Here is a 17,664-nt window from a genome sequence, read left to right on the forward strand (position 1 = left end):
TACATATTCATGGCCTTTCATATCGCCTTCCCGGCTGAAGCCGGTCCCACATAATCTCCTCCATCATCAAATTGCCGTTATCCTGCGCACTTGCCCCCACATCGAGACCGCCCATGCTCCAGGTAACCGGCGTCTTCAAGAACTACGCCACCGCCCAAGGCCCGCTGGCCGTATTGCGCGGTGTCGACCTGCACTTGCAACAGGGCGAAAGCCTGGCGCTGATGGGCGAATCCGGCAGCGGCAAAAGCACCCTGCTGCACCTGATCGCCGGGCTGGATCAGGTCGACGCGGGCACCATCGATATCGCCGGGCAGCGCCTGGAGCGCATGAATGAAGCGCAGCTCGCCAATTGGCGGCGCACCGAAATCGGCCTGATTTTCCAGCAGTTCAACCTGATCGGCAGCCTCAAGGTCGAAGACAATCTGGCCTTTCAGGCAAGACTGGCCGGGCGCTATGAGCCGGGCTGGCAGGCTGAGTTGATCGAGCGTCTGGGTTTGGGTGACTTGCTCACGCGTTACCCCGAGCAACTGTCCGGCGGCCAGCAACAACGTGTGGCGATTGGTCGGGCGCTGGCCTCGCGACCGGCGCTGTTATTGGCCGACGAACCCACCGGCAATCTCGACGAAGCCACCAGTGATGAAGTGCTGCAACTGCTGCTCGACCTGCTGACCCATAGCAGCACCAGCCTGCTGATGGTCACCCACAGCCCGCGGGTTGCCGAGCGCCTGCAACGCACCGAACTGCTGCACTTTGGCCGTCTGGCTACGCAGTCATGAACGTTCTGTACTGGACCCTGCGCGCCCTGCTCAGTCATTGGCGCCGCCATCCCGTACAGTTTTTCAGCGTACTGACCGGGCTATGGCTGGCGACCGGCCTGCTGACCGGCGTCGAAGCCCTCAATCAGCAGGCACGGGACAGCTATGCCAAAGCCAGCCAGTTGATCGGCGGCGAACCTCCAGCCAGCCTGGTCAGTGTCACCGGCAATCCATTACCACAGAGTCTGTTCGTCGATCTGCGTCGAACAGGATGGCCAGTGTCGCCTGTGGTCGAAGGGCGTATCAGCCTCAAGGCTCACCCCCAGCAGCGCCTGCGGGTCATGGGCATCGAGCCGGTGTCGCTGCCCGGCGGCTCGGCCATCGCCGGGCAAAAACTCGATGTCGCCGAGCGGGTCAATTTCTTCCTCACGCCGGGGCGCACCTGGATCGCCCCACAGACCCTGCACGAGCTGAGTTTTCAACCGGGCCAGCAGGTGCAGACAGAGAGCGGCCAGACACTGCCGCCGTTACAGGTTCAAGTGGATATGGCACCGGGCCTGCTGCTGATGGATATTGGTTTCGCCCAACCCTTGCTGGGCATGAATAGCCAACTGACGCGCCTGCTATTGCCCAGCGCTTTCGCCGCTAATCCTCCGCCGCTGCCGGAAGGTTTGCAGTTGAACAAGGGCGGCGAAGAAAACAGCCTGGCGCGCCTGACCGCAAGCTTTCACCTCAATCTCGATGCCCTGGGTTTTCTGTCCTTCGTGGTCGGCCTGTTTATCGTCCATGCCGCCATCGGCCTGGCCCTGGAACAACGTCGGGGATTGTTGCGTAACCTGCGCGCCTGCGGGGTCAGTGCGCGGCTGTTGTTGTTCACCCTGGTCCTGGAACTGGGCGCGCTGGCGGTGCTGGGCGGCCTACTTGGTGTGATCAGCGGATACCTGTTGGCCAGTGCCTTGCTGCCGGATGTCGCCGCCAGCCTGCGCGGGTTGTACGGTGCCGAAGTGGCAGGGCAACTGAGCCTCAACCCGTGGTGGTGGCTCAGCGGTATTGGCCTGAGCCTGTTCGGCGCCCTGCTCGCCGGGGCCAATAGCCTGCTGCGTGCCGCGCGCCTGCCCTTGCTGGCGTTGGCCAATGCCCAGGCCTGGCATCAGGCCTATGCCCGCTGGCTGCGACGGCAGGCCTGGGTGGCTTCGACTGCAGCGGTTATCGCAGTGGCGGCATTGGTTTTCGGCAACAGCCTGGCAGCCGGTTTCGTGTTGATGGCGGCGCTGCTGCTGAGTGCTTCACTCGGCTTGCCGGTGCTGCTCAGTCGCCTGCTCGACGCCTTGCTCGGCCGCAGTCGCTCGGTATTGGGCCAGTGGTTTCTCGCTGATTGCCGCCAGCAATTGCCCGCGCTGAGCCTGGCCTTGATGGCGTTGCTGCTGGCCCTGGCCGCCAATATCGGTGCAGGCAGCATGACCTCGGGCTTTCGCCAGACCTTCGGCAACTGGCTGGAACAGCGTCTGAGCGCCGAGCTCTACGTCAGCCCGCAAACGCCCGAACAAACCCAACCCCTGCAGCAATGGCTAAGCGAGCAACCGAGCATTCAGGCCGTGCTGCCCACCTGGCAAATCCCCCTGACGCTGCAAGGCTGGCCCGCTGACTTGTTCGGCATCATCGACCATCCCCACTATCGCCAACACTGGCCGTTGCTTGAGTCCGTCGCGGGCGATCCGTGGCAGCAACTCGCAGCGGGAGACAGCGTGATGCTCAGCGAACAACTGGCCCGGCATCTGAAAATCAGTGTAGGTGACATGCTGCCAGTAACCTCAGATTGGTCGCCGAGGGTCGTCGGTATCTACGCCGATTACGGTAATCCCAAGGGCCATCTGCTGATCAACAACGAACAACTGCTGCGCCACTGGCCGGATCAACAGCCGCTGCGCTTCAACCTGCGCCTGGATTCGAGCAACGTCAGCGCCATGATGGACGCACTGCGCCAGCGCTTCGAACTGGACGATAACCACCTGATCGATCAGCAACGTTTGAAAACCTGGTCGAGTCAGGTCTTTGAACGCACCTTCGCCGCCACCGCCGCCCTCAACAGCCTGACCCTCGGCGTCGCGGGCGTGGCGCTGTTTATCAGCCTGCTGACCCAAAGCCAGAGCCGCCTCGGACAACTGGCGCCGCTGTGGGCCATGGGCGTGACGCGGCGCCAGTTGATGCTGCTCAATCTCGGCCAGACCTGGCTGCTCGCCGTACTGACCCTGGTCCTCGCCCTGCCTTTGGGCCTGCTACTGGCCTGGTGCCTGGATGCGGTGATCAACGTGCAGGCCTTTGGCTGGCGCCTGCCTTTGCAGATTTTCCCCTGGCAATTGCTGCAACTGCTGGCCCTGGCCATGCTCGCCACCCTGCTCGCCTCGGCCTGGCCGCTGCGTAAGCTGTACCGTACGCGGCCGGTGGACCTGCTGAGGACTTTTGCCCATGAAGATTAACGGCGCGCTCCTGTGCATCGTGTTGCTGCTCAGCGGTTGCGATGACAAACCCGAGCCGGGCCAAGGCTTCGCCGGGCTGGGCAATCAGGCCGCCGACTTCGCCCAGGTTGTGCCCGGCAAGGTGCTGACATTCCCCGCAGATCACGGTCCGCATCCCGACTTTCGTATCGAATGGTGGTACATCACCGCTAATCTCAAGGATGCCCAAGGCAACGATTTTGGCGTGCAATGGACGCTGTTCCGCAACGCCCTGCGCCCCGGCCCGCAAGCCTCGGGCTGGGCCGACAGCACGATCTGGATGGGCCACGCCGCCGTCACCTCAGCCACCCGCCACTACGCCGCCGAACGTTATGCACGGGGCGGCGTCGGCCAGGCCGGGGTCAGCCTCGGGCCCTTTAGCGCGCGCATCGATGACTGGGCGCTGGAAGGCCAGAACGACCTGAGCAAACTGGAACTGCAAGCCAGAGACCCGCGCTTCAGCTATCGCCTGCAACTGACCTCGGGCAAAGCACCAGTACTGCAAGGTCAGCAGGGTTTCAGCCAGAAATCCGAACAGGGCCAGGCCTCGTATTACTACAGCCAGCCGTTCTTTCAGGCCCAGGGACAGGTGGAAATAGACGCAAAGTCCTACACCGTCAGCGGCCCGGCCTGGCTTGATCGCGAGTGGAGCAGCCAGCCCCTGACCGACAATCAGACCGGTTGGGACTGGTTCTCCCTGCACCTGAACGACGGCAGCGAAGTCATGCTTTATCGCATGCGTGAGAAACAGGGCGAGCCGTATGTCACCGGCACCTGGATAAATCCGGATGGCTCGACGCAAACTCTCGATGCCAAGGCCGTCAGTCTCAAGCCCGAGAATGAAACCAGCGTGGCCGGGCATCGCCTGCCCACCCGTTGGACCGTGAGTATTCCCGGCAAGGCCGTGACGATCAGCGTCGAGGCGCTGAACAGCAATGCCTGGATGAACCTGACCCTGCCCTATTGGGAGGGGCCGGTGCGGTTTTCAGGCAGTCATCAGGGCATGGGGTATCTGGAGATGACCGGGTATTAGATAGTTACTTTCGCTCACGAAAAAACCGCTCTACGACGGGCCTTTCCCTTTATTGCGTATGAAGTTTCCGAGACAATCCGCAGCCTCTTGCGTGGGTAAAAAACGCTCTCTAGTCTGCGCCGGTCGCTGAATATCAGTGATCGGGTTTAGCAGCCTGACGAGGTAAAAAACCAAGCAAGAGACGCCTCAATGGCGGCTTTGCGTGGGGCACTTTCGAGTGCGCCGGTTCTTTGCTTGGTTTTCCTCCCGGTCTGCTAACCCGCGTCAAAGCCGCCACCCCAATGCTTGTTTAGCAGCATTCATTGAGTGGCCCGAAGAGGTAAATCAAGCAATGAATGACAGACCTTATGATCCATCCCTCGCTGCACTGGAACAATCCCTGCTCCACGCATCCGACGTCCTGCGCTGCCTCGCCGCCGTCGCCTACGAAACCGGCGACAGCCTTAGCGGCCCGAAACGCGACCTGGCCTTTTCCATGACCCACCTGGTCGACGTACTCAAGGCTGATCTGGACAGCTCACTGGCCTATTTCGAACCAAAAGCAGCGAGTTGAGGCGCTCCCCCTGTGGGACCGGCTTCAGCCGGGAATACGACCGTGCAGCCGACCTATCTTCTGTGCCAATGCCATCGCCTTCCCGGCTAAAGCCGGTCCCACAGGGCAAATCCAAACCCGGAGCCGGAGCCGCCGCCACTCAACTCGGCGGAATGGTCGCCAGGGTAGCAATCACCAAAGTCAGCACCAGAAATCCAAATACCAAAACAGCCATCTTGCCCATAGACATAATTGCCTCCAACGTTTCACGGCTTGATCGTTGGGGCAATTGTCCGCCCGCTACTGCACTCATAACAGCGTCAGATTCTGAATAAAAATACGGATCAGATGGCCGCCACATCACCAAAAACCAAAAAGCCCCAGTATGATCCGGGGCTCTTGTTGCATCAATACACGCTCAGACTAGAAGTCATAGCCGATGTGCAGGTAGGTGTCATACGGCTTGGTGCTGTCCTCCACCGGATCAGCATGATTGGGGTAATACACCGAACGCGCACGCACCTCGGGCACGAATCCAAAACGAGCCCATACCACCTTGTCAGTCACGATCGAGAAACTGCCGTTGGCCTGGATACGGGCGTACGCACCTGGGAACGATCCGGTACCCGTGTACCAAAGAGGCTGATTGTTTGCGTCATAGATAACGAAGTTGCCATCCGCTTGCATGACCGCAACGGTCGCGCTTTTGTTCTGCGTGTAGCTTGCCCACAAAACAGACATGCCAGGGCCGTATAGAACCAAGTTGCCGTCTGCCTGGAAGTAGAGCTGCGTGGTGCCGGAGCTGATCGAATCACCGGGAGCCAGGGAGGTGCCTGGCGGGATGATTACGGCGCGCAAATCGATCGTTACGGGAATCGACGTATTGCTGGCCCAGACCGGGATAGCATCGACGATTACCAGGTTGCCATCGTCTTGAACCTGAAGAAAGGCCCGCGCTGCAGCAGCGGCAGTGTTCCCGTCCAAAGGCGTACTATTCACTGTATTCCACGCACGTGACCGGTGGAGATCAGCAAGAACGATAAAGTAGTCCATATGTACGCTTTCAACCGTGTCCCCGCTCCACCGCTGAACAATGACTTCCGTCGAATAAGGCGTACCGCTATACGCCGCCCACACTGCATTGCCGCCGTCATAAAGCACGAAGTTGGCATCATTTTGGAAGACCAATCTGAATTGCTTGCTCGGAGATTCGAGGTACTGATCGGGCAGCATCTGACCGCGCGGAGGGAGGATCGCTAGGCCATTTTCTGGAAGAGTGGTGTAAACCGTCATATTGTTCACCTAATGAGTCGAATGATTAGTCGCGGAAAATCCCGCATTCATGCCGCTCAAAGGCGATCTGCAACAGCGCAGCTCCTAGCTGTCCTGAAATGATCCTCAGGTTAAAAGGCATATTTCAATTACTGTATGGATGAACAGTAATTGATGTCCGAGGCATTTGCAACCCTTGCTAACCGACCAGCGACTTAAGCGCTCCCCAGACAAGTTTTATTGAACGATCCCGTCTTTCCTGCACTCGATAAAACGAGGTCGCTGACGGCGCAAGGCGATATTTCGCAGCGCCGCAGGGCCAAAACGTTACGAGTCACACAGGATTCAGGCAGATGTGCGGATTAGCAGGTGAGTTACGTTTCGACCATCAACCGGCAGACCTTGCCGCCGTTGAGCGCATGACCCACAGCCTGGCGCCACGGGGCCCGGATGCCTGGGGCTTCCATAGCCAGGGGCCGGTTGCCCTGGGTCATCGGCGGTTGAAAATCATGGATCTGTCGGACGGTTCTGCGCAGCCGATGATCGACAGTCATCTGGGTCTGTCCCTGGCCTTTAACGGCGCCATTTATAACTTTCCGGAGTTGCGTGGCGAGCTGGAAGCGCTGGGTTATGCCTTCCATTCGGGCGGTGATACCGAAGTGCTGCTCAAGGGCTATCACGCCTGGGGCGAGGATATGCTGCCCAAGCTCAACGGCATGTTTGCCTTTGCCATCTGGGAGCGCGACAAGCAGAGCCTGTTCATCGCCCGCGATCGTCTGGGCGTCAAGCCGCTGTACCTGTCGCGCACCGATAAGCGCCTGCGCTTTGCCTCGACGCTGCCTGCGCTGCTCAAGGGTGGCGATGTCAGTACCCTGCTGGACCCGATTGCCCTCAATCATTACCTGAACTTCCATGCCGTGGTGCCAGCGCCGCGCACGCTGCTGGCAGGCGTAGAGAAACTGCCGCCCGCCAGCTGGATGCGCTTCGATGCCAGCGGCAAGGTCGAGCAGAAGGTCTGGTGGACCCTGCCCTACGGCCCTCACGCCGACGAAGAACATCTGGAACTGGAAGACTGGCGCGATCGGGTACTCGATGCCACCCGCGAAGCTGTGGCGATTCGCCAGCGTGCAGCGGTGGATGTCGGTGTGCTGCTGTCCGGCGGTGTCGATTCCAGTCTGTTGGTCGGTCTGTTGCGTGAGGTTGGCGTAGAAGACTTGTCCACTTTCTCCATCGGCTTTCAGGATGCCGGTGGCGAACGCGGTGACGAGTTTCAGTATTCCGACCTGATCGCCAAGCATTACGGCACCCGTCATCACCAATTACGCATCAACGAAAAGGAAATCATCGAGCAACTGCCAGCGGCGTTCCGCGCCATGAGTGAGCCGATGGTCAGCCACGACTGCATCGCTTTCTACCTGCTGTCCCGGGAAGTCGCCAAGCACTGCAAAGTGGTGCAGAGCGGCCAGGGTGCCGACGAGTTGTTCGCCGGCTACCACTGGTACCCGCAAGTGGACGGCGCCAGCGACCCGGTGGCCGCCTATCGTGATGCCTTTGTCGACCGCAGCTACCGCGAATATGCCGCTACCGTGCAATCACGCTGGCTGACCGAAAACGATGCGGCCGGGGACTTTGTCCGCGACCATTTCGCCCAGCCTGGCGCCGATGCCGCAGTGGACAAAGCGCTGCGCCTGGACAGTACCGTCATGTTGGTCGATGACCCGGTCAAACGGGTGGACAACATGACCATGGCCTGGGGTCTGGAAGCCCGTACGCCGTTCCTCGATTACCGTCTGGTGGAGCTCTCAGCGCGAATTCCGGCACGTTTCAAGCTGCCTGATGGCGGTAAACAGGTGCTCAAAGAGGCGGCACGCCTGGTCATCCCGTCCGAGGTGATCGATCGCAAGAAAGGTTACTTCCCGGTGCCCGGCCTGAAACATCTGGAAGGCGACACCCTGGGTTGGGTCCGCGATCTGCTGACCGATCCGAGCCAGGATCGTGGTCTGTTCAACCCGGCCATGCTCGATACCTTGTTGACCAATCCCCAGGGCCAACTGACGCCCCTGCGTGGCTCCAAGCTGTGGCAACTGGCGGCTCTTAACCTGTGGCTCAGTGAACAAGGACTCTGATCGATGAAGCATCCGATGGCCTATAACCAACGCCTGCTGCGCGGGCAGTCGCCCTCGTGGGAGCGCTTGCAGGCACGCTTTGCCGAGGACGGCAGCCAACCCGACACCCAGCCACTGGCCCTGCATTGCGGCTGGGGGCGGCTGTTGCTCGGGCACACCTTCCCTGACCCGGCGGCGTTGGCCGAAGAACTGCTCAAGGAAAAACCCGGCGAACGGGACATTGCCCTGTACGTCGCCGCGCCCCAACAGGTGCTGGCCCAGGCGCCGCAGCAGCTGTTCCTCGATCCGTCCGACACCCTGCGTCTGTTTTTCAGCGACTACCGCCCGGCTCAGCGAGTGTTTCGCGGTTTTCGCATCCGCCGGGCGCAGAGCGACGCCGATTGGCAGGCAATCAATCAGCTGTATATCAGCCGTGGCATGTTGCCGATCGATCCGCAACTGCTGACACCGCGCCATCAGGGCGGCCCGGTGTACTGGCTGGCCGAGGACGAAGGCACTAATGCAGTGATCGGCAGCGTCATGGGCCTCAATCATCAAAAGGCCTTTAACGACCCGGAAAACGGCAGCAGCCTGTGGTGCCTGGCAGTGGACCCGCGCTGCACCCGCCCCGGTGTTGGCGAAGTGCTGGTACGGCACTTGATCGAACACTTCATGAGTCGCGGCTTGAGCTATCTCGACCTGTCGGTGCTGCACAACAACGAGCAGGCCAAGAGCCTCTACGCCAAGCTGGGCTTTCGCAACCTGCCGACCTTCGCCGTCAAGCGCAAGAACGGTATCAACGAAGCGCTGTTTCTCGGCCCAAGCCCACAGGCGCAGTTCAACCCCTATGCGCGGATCATTGTCGAAGAAGCACACCGACGCGGTATCGAAGTGCAGGTCGACAACGCCGACGCAGGATTGTTTACCCTTACACATGGCGGGCGCCGGGTGCGTTGCCGCGAATCCCTCAGCGACCTGACCACTGCCGTAAGCATGACCCTGTGCCAGGACAAGAGCCTGACCCACAGCACCCTGAAAGCGGCCGGTCTGCAACTCCCCGCCCAGCAACTGGCGGGCAACGGCGATGACAACCTGGCCTTCCTCGAAGCCCACAAGCGCATCGTGGTCAAGCCGCTGGATGGCGAACAGGGCCATGGCGTGGCCGTGGACTTGCGCAGCATCGAAGACGTGCAGCACGCCATCGAGCGGGCCAAGGCCTTCGACAGTCGCGTACTGCTGGAAAGCTTCCATGAAGGTCTCGACCTGCGCATCGTCGTCATTGGTTTTGAGGTAGTGGCCGCTGCGATCCGTCGCCCGGCCGAGATCATCGGCGACGGCCGCCACACCATCATCCAGCTGATCGAGGCCCAGAGCAGGCGCCGCGCTGCCGCCACCAGCGGCGAAAGCAAGATCCCCATGGACGAAGAAACCGAACGCACCGTGGCCGACGCCGGTTTCAGCTACAGCGATGTGCTGCCCATGGATCAGCGCCTGGCCGTGCGACGTACCGCCAACCTGCATACCGGGGGCGTGCTTGAAGATGTCACCGCGATCCTGCATCCGGTCCTGCTCGACGCCGCCGTACGCGCGGCCCGTGCCCTGGATATCCCGGTGGTCGGCCTGGACCTGATGGTCCCTGCCGCCGATCAACCCGACTACGTGTTTATCGAAGCCAACGAACGCGTCGGCCTGGCCAACCACGAGCCGCAGCCGACGGCCGAGCGATTTGTTGACCTGTTGTTTCCGCACAGTTTGCCCGTGCACGGTTAGGACACGACGCCACCTTCCTGTAGGAGCGTGGCTTGCCCGCGAAAGGGCCGGTACATCCGACCCGTTGTTTGAGTCTGTTCCACAGCCTTCGCGGGCAGGCTTCGCTCCAACGAGCCCATGCTCCAAAGGAGTTCTATGACTGCCGCCAAGAAAACCCCCGAACCGGATCTGCAATACCTGCAAAAAGTCCTGCTGGAAATGCTCTCCATCCCCAGCCCCACCGGCTTCACCGACACCATCGTGCGCTACGTCGCCGAGCGTCTGGAAGAACTGGGCATTCCCTTCGAGCTGACCCGCCGTGGCACCATCCGCGCCACCCTCAAGGGTCGGCAGAACAGCCCGGACCGGGCGGTTTCGGCGCACCTCGATACCATCGGCGCCACCGTGCGCGAAGTGAAGGATAACGGGCGCCTGGCCCTGGCTGCAGTGGGCCACTGGTCCAGTCGTTTCGCCGAGGGCAGCCGGGTCAGCGTGTTTACCGATACCGGCGTGATCCGCGGTAGCGTTCTGCCGCTGATGGCCTCCGGGCATGCCTTCAATACCGCAGTCGATGAAATGCCCATCAGCTGGGAGCATATCGAGCTGCGTCTGGATGCCTACAGCTCGACCCGGGCCGATTGCGAGTCCCTGGGGGTCAATATCGGTGATTTCGTTGCTTTCGATCCGTTGCCGGAGTTCACCGAAAGTGGCCATATCAGCGCGCGCCACCTGGACGACAAGGCCGGGGTCGCGGCGCTGCTGACGGCGCTCAAGGGTATCGTCGACAGTGGTGCAGAACCTTTGATCGACTGCCACCCGCTATTCACCATCACCGAGGAAACCGGCACCGGCGCGGCGGGCGCCCTGCCCTGGGATGTCAGCGAGTTCGTCGGCATCGACATCGCCCCGGTCGCCCCTGGTCAGCATTCCAGCGAGCACACCGTGAGCGTGGCGATGCAGGACTCCAGCGGGCCATATGACTATCACCTGTCGCGCCATCTGCTGGATCTGGGCCGCGAGAATGAGCTGCCGCTGCGTCGCGATGTATTTCGCTACTACTTCAGCGATGCCCATTCGGCCGTAACCGCCGGGCACGATATCCGCACCGCCCTGCTGGCTTTTGGCTGCGATGCGACCCATGGCTATGAGCGCACCCATATCGACAGCCTCAGCGCCCTGAGCCGCCTGCTCACAGCCTATATGCTCAGCCCGCCGGTCTTCGCCAGCGACGCGCAACCGGCGCAGACCTCACTGGAGCGTTTCAGCCATCAAATCGAGCACGACGCGCAGATGGAAAGCGACACACGCGTGCCACCGGTGGACAGTCTGGTCGGAAACAAACGGGAAGAGGCCTGATATGATCGCAGGTCACTGATGCGAGAACGCCATGCTGATTCCCTACGACCAACTCGAAGCCGAGACCCTGACCCGCCTGATTGAGGATTTCGTCACCCGCGACGGCACCGACAATGGCGATGACACCCCGCTGGAAACCCGTGTGCTGCGGGTCCGCCAGGCCTTGGGAAAAGGCCAGGCGGTGATCTTCTTCGATGTGGAAAGCCAGCAGTGCCAGTTGATGGCCAGGCACGAAGTGCCCAAGGACATGTTTGACTGAGAGGGTCAGACATTGTCCGCTGCGGGCTCCCGAGCCTCCTGACTCAGCTTGTCGGCAATGCGCCGGAATATTTCGGCTCGATGGATCTTCACATGTTCCGGGGCGGTAATGCCCAGACGCACCTGATTGCCGCTGACCCCGAGAATCTGCACGGTAATGTTGTTACCGATGGAGAACGTCTCACCTACTTCCCGCGTTAATACCAGCATATTTCCTACCCCCGCTACGCCATAAAACCGCAGCGTGGCGCGCAAATGCCAGTGCTTCAATGCGCTGGAAGCAAATCAGTAACGTCCTGCAAGATGATCGGAAAAGAATGAAAGAAAGGTCCTACATTTCCATTAAAACACTGGAAATTTGACCCTACCGGTAGGACTTGCAAGGTCGAATCTGTGGGACCGGCTTTAGCCGGGAAGACATCGGGACAGGCAACGAAGAATGCATCGTTCATATCTGCCCCTTCCCGGCTAAAGCCGGTCCCACATGAACTATCCGCGCAATATCAAGGCGCCGAAAATCTAGGCCCGAACAGGATGATGCTGGCACCAATCAGGCAAAACACTAGCCCAAGCCAATCGGAGCTCAACGGCCGCGCCCGTTCGATGAGCCCAAGCCAGGCAATGGACGCGACGATATAGATCCCGCCATAGGCGGCATAGGCACGTCCGGCGTAGTTGGCTTCGACCCTGGTCAGCAGCACGGCGAACAGGGTCAGGCTCAATAGCGCCGGAATGATCCACAACGCACTTTTGCCTTGGCGCAACCACATCCAGAAGGCATAACAACCGGCAATCTCGAATAACGCCGAGAGGAAAAACCACAGGTAATTGAGCATCGCAAAGTCTTCAAGGGTTGCCGGAAAGTGACGGCAACCCTATCAGAAATCAGCCCTGACGCGCTTTAGCCCGCATCTTGTCGGCCATGCTCGCCATTTCGTCGTACAGCAGCTGTGGATTTTTCTGCTTCAACTGCCAGGCCATGCGTCCTTGCTCATGGGGCAGGATCATGAACTCGCCCAAGGCAACCTGATCGTAGATATAGGCGGCAATGTCGCTGGCACTGATCGGCGAGCTTTCCAGCAGCTTGCCGACCTGAGCCTTCATCGCCGGGGTCGGGCCGCGAAAGGAGTCCAGCAGGTTGGTCTGGAAGAACGACGGGCAGACCACATGCACGCCGACTTCCTGCTGACGCAATTCAACCAGCAGGCTTTCCGACAAGGCCACCACGCCAGCCTTGGCGACGTTGTAGTTGCTCATGGCCGGGCCCTGCATCAGGGCGGCCATGGAGGCGATATTGATGATCCGGCCCTTGCTGGCTTCCAGCAGCGGCAGGAAGGCCTTGCAGCCCTTGACCACGCCCATGAGGTTGATTGCGATCTGCCAGTCCCAGTCTTCCAGGGACAGCTCGCTGAAGAACCCGCCCGAGGCCACCCCGGCGTTGTTGACGATGATATCAATACCGCCGAATTTCTCTTCGCAGGCCTGGGCAAAAGCGGTCAGTTGGCTGTAGTCGCGTACGTCGCAGCGTTGGGTGAAGCCATCGCCACCGGCTTCGCGCACCAGGCGCAGGGTTTCCTGTACGCCGCCGTCGTTGACATCCGACAACGCCAGACGCCAACCCTCACGGGCCCAGCGCAGCGCTATTTCGCGACCCAGGCCAGAACCGGCGCCGGTGATCATGATGCGGTTTTGCATAGGAAACTGCCTTGTGATGTGCGGGAAGTAGTTGGCAGTGTAACCACAGCCCCGAGCCCCAAGACCCAACATCAGGGCGCTGAATAGCCAAGGCAAACCAACGCCTTGGCAGGCTGCTGGCGCGCGGAGCATTCCATAAAGCTTTAGTTCAGTTTTTATTGGGCCGGTACTGCAATTAAAATAGCGGTATCGAGCAACTCAAAAAATAGCCAACGCACTGAAAAATAAAGATTTTTCATTAAAACAAAACTTTCTTTAATAACCGGTTGAATTTTTTAGAAGGCGTCACAGTCGGAGTAGTTAAGCAGTACATACTTTAAGCCCCAGGGTAGAAGTTGAACTGCAAACCTGATCAAAAAAGAACTTAAAGGAAGGAATTCATCATGGGCCTTGGCACGATTCTTATCATTGTCTTGATTCTGTTGCTGGTCGGCGGTCTGCCGGTGTTCCCCCACTCCCGTAGCTGGGGTTATGGACCGTCGGGCATCATCGGGACCATTCTGGTGATCCTGTTGATTCTGGTGTTGCTGGGCAGGATATAACGCCGTCCTGAAACCGGCGAATTACGGTTAATAAAAAAGCAGCCCCAGGGCTGCTTTTTTATTTACTGCGTCAGCGTTTAGTGCGACACCGCACCGCTGGCACCCAGGCCAGTCTGCGAGCGTACGAATTGCGCGTCGAACAGCGCACGTTCGCCAGCGGCGGAGGCCGATTTGTCGGTGATCGAGAAGAACCAGATACCGACGAACGCGATGATGATGGAGAAGAACGCCGGATACTCGTACGGGAAGATCGCCTTCTCGTGATGCAGGATCTGCACCCAGATGGTCGGGCCGAGAACCATCAGCACCACGGCACTGATCAAGCCCATCCAGCCACCGATCATGGCGCCGCGAGTGGTCAGATTTTTCCAGTACATCGAGAGCAGCAGTACCGGGAAGTTGCAGCTTGCCGCAATGGAGAACGCCAGGCCGACCATGAACGCAATGTTCTGGCTTTCGAAGGCGATACCCAACAGGATTGCCACGATTGCCAAGGCAATGGTGGTGATCTTGGAAACGCGGATCTCGTCTTTCTCGTTGGCCTTGCCAGCCTTGATCACGCTGGCATACAGGTCATGGGACACCGCCGAGGCACCGGCGAGGGTCAGGCCTGCTACCACCGCCAGGATGGTGGCGAAGGCTACCGCCGAGATGAAGCCCAGGAACAGACTGCCCCCCACCGCGTTGGCCAGATGCACCGCCGCCATGTTGTTGCCGCCCAGAAGAGCGCCAGCTGCATCCTTGAACGCCGGGTTGGTGCTGACCAGCAGGATCGCGCCGAAACCGATGATGAAGGTCAGGATGTAGAAGTAGCCGATGAAGCCAGTGGCGTAGAGCACCGACTTGCGAGCCTCCTTGGCGTCACTCACGGTGAAGAAGCGCATCAGGATGTGTGGCAGGCCAGCCGTACCGAACATCAGGGCCAGGCCCAGAGAGAATGCCGAGATCGGGTCTTTGACCAGACCGCCGGGGCTCATGATCGCAGCACCTTTAGGGTGGACCTTGACCGCTTCGGAGAACAGCACGTTGAAGTCGAAGTTGACGTGTTTCATGACCATCAGAGCCATGAACGACGCACCGGAGAGCAACAGCACTGCCTTGATGATCTGTACCCAGGTAGTTGCCAGCATGCCGCCGAACAACACGTAGAGGCACATCAGGATACCCACCAGAACCACAGCAACCGCGTAGTCCAGGCCGAACAGCAGCTGGATCAGCTTGCCGGCACCGACCATTTGCGCGATCAGGTAGAAGGCCACCACCACCAGCGAACCGCAGGCGGACAGGGTGCGGATTTCCTTCTGCTTGAGGCGGTAGGACGCCACGTCAGCGAAGGTGTATTTACCCAGGTTGCGCAGGCGCTCGGCGATCAGGAACAGAATGATCGGCCAGCCGACGAGGAAGCCGATCGAGTAGATCAGACCGTCGTAGCCGGAAGCGTATACCAGCGCGGAAATACCCAGGAATGAAGCAGCCGACATGTAGTCGCCCGCGATGGCCAGGCCGTTCTGGAAACCGGTGATCTTGCCGCCCGCAGCGTAGTAATCCGCTGCCGATTTGTTTTTCTTCGCCGCCCAGTAAGTGATGCACAGAGTGAAACCGACGAACAGGACGAACATGACGATCGCCGCGACGTTCAACGGTTGCTTCTGCACGGCACCGGTGAGGGCATCGGCTGCCCACAGGGTCGGAGCGAAGGCACTGAGGCCCAGTACTGCTGAAAGGCGCCCGATCATTGTTGTGCCTCCTTCAGGATTGCATTGTTCAGCTCGTCGAACTCACCGTTGGCACGGCGCACGTAGATAGCTGTCAGCACGAAGGCGGAGACAATCAGACCGACCCCAATCGGCATTCCCCAGGTAATGGATGATTCAGGACTCAATTTAGTCCCGAGAATCTGAGGCCCATACGCAATCAAAAGGATGAATGCGGCATACAGCCCCAGCATGATCGCCGAGAGAATCCAGGCGAATCGTTCCCTTTTCGAAACCAGCTCCTTGAAGCGCGGGCTGTTCTGAATCGAGAGGTAAATGCTGTCGTTCATTGTTTTTGTCCTCGCAGCACAGATGAGATGTTACGTATTCCACTTTAGTCAGGTGCGCGGCGCACTCCAGACGACCTTAGTATTAGAAAGCCATGTAAGACCGCAAAAAAATCATATAACCGTGGGACCGGCTTCAGCCGGGAAGGCAATTTCCCGGCTGAAGCCGGTCCCACAGCATAGTCGCGGCGCGAACAAATGCCAGAAACGCAAAAGGCCGTCTGGCTATAACGCCAGACGGCCTGTAGGACCTGCTTTAGCCGGGAGAGGATCGACAGTATTACTTGCCGGTCCACTCCTTCACGCGATCAGGGTGCTTGGCAACCCAATCCTTGGCAGCAGCTTCAGGCTTGGCACCGTCCTGGATGGCCAGCATGACTTCGCCGATCTCATCCTTGGACTGCCAGGAGAACTTCTTCAGGAACTCGGCCACTTCAGGGGCTTTGGTCGCCAGGTCCTTACTGCCGATGTTGTCGACGGTTTCAGCCGCGCCGTAAACGCCTTTTGGATCTTCGAGGAATTTCAGTTTCCACTTGGCAAACATCCAGTGCGGCACCCAACCGGTGACCACGATGGATTCGTTGCGCTTCTCGGCGCGGGTCAGCTCGGCGATCATGCCGGCGCCCGAACTGGCGACCAGTTTGTAGTCAGTCAGGCCGTAGTCCTTGATCGCCTGGTCAGTCTTGAGCATCACGCCCGAGCCTGCGTCGATACCGGTGATCTTGCCTTTGTAGGACGCATCGCCCTTGAGGTCTTCAACGGTTTTTGCGGTCGCGTACTCAGGCACGATCAGGCCGATCTTGGCGTCTTTGAAGTTCGGACCGTAGTCGACAACCAGGTCCTTGTTCTTGGCCCAGTATTCGCCGTGGGTGCCAGGCAGCCAGGCGGACAGCATCATGTCCAGCTTGCCGGTGGCCACACCCTGCCACATGATCCCGGCCGCAACGGATTGCAGCTTGACGTCATAACCGAGCTTTTGCTTGATCACTTCTGCGGCGACGTTGGTGGTCGCGACGCTGTCAGACCAGCCTTCGACATAACCAATGCTTACTTCTGCGGCAGAGGCCAGCGTGGAACTGATAGCCAGTGCCAATGCGGCACCTGCGCCCAGGATCATTCGTATCTTCATCGTTACTTCCCCGAAAGTCCTGCACCCGACGGTCGTCGGGCGCCGTTAACGTTTTTATAAGGTCGCAACGGGTGCCCAGCTTTGGGGCACCACGTTCCAATAACGCCTCAGTCGCTCCAGCCGCCGGTGTTGGACACCGCATCGACACCCTGATAATCAACCTCGGCGCTCATGGGGCTTTCTCTGTCAGCGACATTGAGACATCGGGAAACGACATCACTAAGCCACTAACGACATTCAGCGACAAAAACGTCGGTTTGCCTGTCCGAATCTTGCATGCCAAAGGCAATGGCTCTCATCTGGCCAACGTCGTAACAGTAGAAGAGCTTTGGCATGGCTGCACCGGCATGCGCCATTTCAGGTCCTGTCGGCCTCGCCGATTGTGGGACCGGCTTCAGCCGGGAAGGCGTCGGCACATCCTGTACATTTGTTTGATCCGCTCAGACGCTTTCCCGGCTAAAGCCGGTCCCACGGATTACAGTCCAACTCTGAGCTGTAAAGATGTGGCCCATCCCACCCAGAGTGTTACCCCCTCTACGCCTGAGCCTGCGCAAACGGGTAACACGGAAACACCTCCTCACGATTATTCAACCTGGGCAAAAACCAAAAACTCACAACCACTTGATTTATAACAACTTTAAAAAGTTGGCACAGCTCCTGCTATATCTATCGCACAACAAGAATAAAACGCAGCAAACCCAA

16 protein-coding genes are annotated in these 17,664 nt (G+C 59.5%); 9 read left to right on the forward strand and 7 right to left on the reverse strand.

From position 1 onward, the window contains the following. The first annotated feature begins 113 nt into the window (after window positions 1–113). The 4 genes from AC1Z24_RS23545 (at window position 114) to AC1Z24_RS23560 (ending at window position 4,836) form a co-directional block, all read left to right on the forward strand. Entirely contained in the window at window positions 114–776 is a 663-nt protein-coding gene (locus tag AC1Z24_RS23545; RefSeq protein WP_483742927.1) for an ABC transporter ATP-binding protein, read from the forward strand. Then, window positions 773–3,232, forward strand: coding sequence for an ABC transporter permease (locus AC1Z24_RS23550; protein WP_483742928.1), 2,460 nt, complete (start codon window positions 773–775; stop codon window positions 3,230–3,232). The genes AC1Z24_RS23545 and AC1Z24_RS23550 overlap by 4 nt, the downstream gene beginning before the upstream one ends. Continuing rightward, the gene (locus AC1Z24_RS23555) at window positions 3,222–4,283 is read left to right on the forward strand and encodes a lipocalin-like domain-containing protein (RefSeq protein WP_483742929.1); all 1,062 of its coding nucleotides are present in this window, start codon (window positions 3,222–3,224) and stop codon (window positions 4,281–4,283) included. Before AC1Z24_RS23550 ends, AC1Z24_RS23555 begins: the two co-directional genes overlap by 11 nt. 331 nt (window positions 4,284–4,614) lie before the next feature. After that, window positions 4,615–4,836 carry a DUF6124 family protein gene (locus AC1Z24_RS23560; protein WP_483742930.1) on the forward strand — a complete coding sequence of 74 codons (222 nt, stop codon included), beginning with the start codon at window positions 4,615–4,617 and terminating at the stop codon, window positions 4,834–4,836. A gap of 402 nt (window positions 4,837–5,238) precedes the next feature. Here AC1Z24_RS23560 and AC1Z24_RS23565 read toward each other — a convergent pair whose 3' ends face one another. After that, window positions 5,239–6,108 carry a putidacin L1 family lectin-like bacteriocin gene (locus AC1Z24_RS23565; RefSeq protein WP_483742931.1) on the reverse strand — a complete coding sequence of 290 codons (870 nt, stop codon included), beginning with the start codon at window positions 6,106–6,108 and terminating at the stop codon, window positions 5,239–5,241. A gap of 332 nt (window positions 6,109–6,440) precedes the next feature. Here AC1Z24_RS23565 and AC1Z24_RS23570 point away from each other — a divergent pair, with 332 nt between their 5' ends. The 4 genes from AC1Z24_RS23570 to AC1Z24_RS23585 all read left to right on the forward strand — a co-directional run bounded on the left by AC1Z24_RS23570 (window position 6,441) and on the right by AC1Z24_RS23585 (window position 11,556). Then, window positions 6,441–8,213, forward strand: a complete 1,773-nt coding sequence (locus tag AC1Z24_RS23570; RefSeq protein WP_483742932.1) for an N-acetylglutaminylglutamine amidotransferase — start codon at window positions 6,441–6,443, stop codon at window positions 8,211–8,213. 3 nt (window positions 8,214–8,216) lie between these two features. After that, the gene (gene ngg / locus AC1Z24_RS23575) at window positions 8,217–9,962 is read left to right on the forward strand and encodes an N-acetylglutaminylglutamine synthetase (protein ID WP_483742933.1); all 1,746 of its coding nucleotides are present in this window, start codon (window positions 8,217–8,219) and stop codon (window positions 9,960–9,962) included. Between the two features lie 135 nt (window positions 9,963–10,097). Then, on the forward strand, window positions 10,098–11,297 hold the full coding sequence (locus AC1Z24_RS23580; protein WP_483742934.1) for an osmoprotectant NAGGN system M42 family peptidase: 1,200 nt from the start codon (window positions 10,098–10,100) through the stop codon (window positions 11,295–11,297). A gap of 31 nt (window positions 11,298–11,328) precedes the next feature. Then, complete coding sequence (locus AC1Z24_RS23585; RefSeq protein WP_259102554.1) at window positions 11,329–11,556, forward strand: YheU family protein; 228 nt, start codon at window positions 11,329–11,331, stop codon at window positions 11,554–11,556. Between the two features lie 5 nt (window positions 11,557–11,561). Here the strand turns inward: AC1Z24_RS23585 and csrA are convergent, their stop codons facing one another. From csrA to AC1Z24_RS23600, 3 genes are all read right to left on the reverse strand, one after another. Continuing rightward, window positions 11,562–11,765 carry a carbon storage regulator CsrA gene (gene csrA / locus AC1Z24_RS23590; RefSeq protein WP_259102556.1) on the reverse strand — a complete coding sequence of 68 codons (204 nt, stop codon included), beginning with the start codon at window positions 11,763–11,765 and terminating at the stop codon, window positions 11,562–11,564. Between the two features lie 293 nt (window positions 11,766–12,058). Continuing rightward, complete coding sequence (locus tag AC1Z24_RS23595; protein WP_483742935.1) at window positions 12,059–12,391, reverse strand: YnfA family protein; 333 nt, start codon at window positions 12,389–12,391, stop codon at window positions 12,059–12,061. A gap of 49 nt (window positions 12,392–12,440) precedes the next feature. Continuing rightward, entirely contained in the window at window positions 12,441–13,250 is an 810-nt protein-coding gene (locus AC1Z24_RS23600) for an SDR family oxidoreductase (RefSeq protein ID WP_483742936.1), read from the reverse strand. A gap of 383 nt (window positions 13,251–13,633) precedes the next feature. Between AC1Z24_RS23600 and AC1Z24_RS23605 the strand changes: the two genes are divergently transcribed. After that, window positions 13,634–13,792, forward strand: a complete 159-nt coding sequence (locus AC1Z24_RS23605; protein WP_231651111.1) for a DUF3309 family protein — start codon at window positions 13,634–13,636, stop codon at window positions 13,790–13,792. Window positions 13,793–13,869: 77 nt separating this feature from the next. Here AC1Z24_RS23605 and AC1Z24_RS23610 read toward each other — a convergent pair whose 3' ends face one another. The 3 genes from AC1Z24_RS23610 to AC1Z24_RS23620 form a co-directional block, all read right to left on the reverse strand. Then, window positions 13,870–15,528, reverse strand: coding sequence for a cation acetate symporter (locus AC1Z24_RS23610; protein ID WP_483742937.1), 1,659 nt, complete (start codon window positions 15,526–15,528; stop codon window positions 13,870–13,872). Next, window positions 15,525–15,836 (reverse strand): DUF485 domain-containing protein, encoded by a 312-nt coding sequence (locus AC1Z24_RS23615; RefSeq protein WP_483742938.1) that lies wholly within the window; start codon window positions 15,834–15,836, stop codon window positions 15,525–15,527. Before AC1Z24_RS23615 ends, AC1Z24_RS23610 begins: the two co-directional genes overlap by 4 nt. 277 nt (window positions 15,837–16,113) lie before the next feature. Beyond that, window positions 16,114–16,962, reverse strand: coding sequence for a glycine betaine ABC transporter substrate-binding protein (locus AC1Z24_RS23620; protein ID WP_483742939.1), 849 nt, complete (start codon window positions 16,960–16,962; stop codon window positions 16,114–16,116). Window positions 16,963–17,664 lie beyond the last annotated feature (702 nt).

Source organism: Pseudomonas sp. JL23 (assembly GCF_056933585.1).

Bases quoted from the DNA above. Each gene is read 5' to 3' on its own strand.
- AC1Z24_RS23545 (WP_483742927.1), top strand. From the start codon at position 114: ATGCTCCAGGTAACCGGCGTCTTCAAGAACTACGCCACCGCCCAAGGC.
- AC1Z24_RS23550 (WP_483742928.1), top strand. From the start codon at position 773: ATGAACGTTCTGTACTGGACCCTGCGCGCCCTGCTCAGTCATTGGCGC.
- AC1Z24_RS23555 (WP_483742929.1), top strand. From the start codon at position 3,222: ATGAAGATTAACGGCGCGCTCCTGTGCATCGTGTTGCTGCTCAGCGGT.
- AC1Z24_RS23560 (WP_483742930.1), top strand. From the start codon at position 4,615: ATGAATGACAGACCTTATGATCCATCCCTCGCTGCACTGGAACAATCC.
- AC1Z24_RS23565 (WP_483742931.1), bottom strand. From the start codon at position 6,108: ATGACGGTTTACACCACTCTTCCAGAAAATGGCCTAGCGATCCTCCCT.
- AC1Z24_RS23570 (WP_483742932.1), top strand. From the start codon at position 6,441: ATGTGCGGATTAGCAGGTGAGTTACGTTTCGACCATCAACCGGCAGAC.
- ngg (WP_483742933.1), top strand. From the start codon at position 8,217: ATGAAGCATCCGATGGCCTATAACCAACGCCTGCTGCGCGGGCAGTCG.
- AC1Z24_RS23580 (WP_483742934.1), top strand. From the start codon at position 10,098: ATGACTGCCGCCAAGAAAACCCCCGAACCGGATCTGCAATACCTGCAA.
- AC1Z24_RS23585 (WP_259102554.1), top strand. From the start codon at position 11,329: ATGCTGATTCCCTACGACCAACTCGAAGCCGAGACCCTGACCCGCCTG.
- csrA (WP_259102556.1), bottom strand. From the start codon at position 11,765: ATGCTGGTATTAACGCGGGAAGTAGGTGAGACGTTCTCCATCGGTAAC.
- AC1Z24_RS23595 (WP_483742935.1), bottom strand. From the start codon at position 12,391: ATGCTCAATTACCTGTGGTTTTTCCTCTCGGCGTTATTCGAGATTGCC.
- AC1Z24_RS23600 (WP_483742936.1), bottom strand. From the start codon at position 13,250: ATGCAAAACCGCATCATGATCACCGGCGCCGGTTCTGGCCTGGGTCGC.
- AC1Z24_RS23605 (WP_231651111.1), top strand. From the start codon at position 13,634: ATGGGCCTTGGCACGATTCTTATCATTGTCTTGATTCTGTTGCTGGTC.
- AC1Z24_RS23610 (WP_483742937.1), bottom strand. From the start codon at position 15,528: ATGATCGGGCGCCTTTCAGCAGTACTGGGCCTCAGTGCCTTCGCTCCG.
- AC1Z24_RS23615 (WP_483742938.1), bottom strand. From the start codon at position 15,836: ATGAACGACAGCATTTACCTCTCGATTCAGAACAGCCCGCGCTTCAAG.
- AC1Z24_RS23620 (WP_483742939.1), bottom strand. From the start codon at position 16,962: ATGAAGATACGAATGATCCTGGGCGCAGGTGCCGCATTGGCACTGGCT.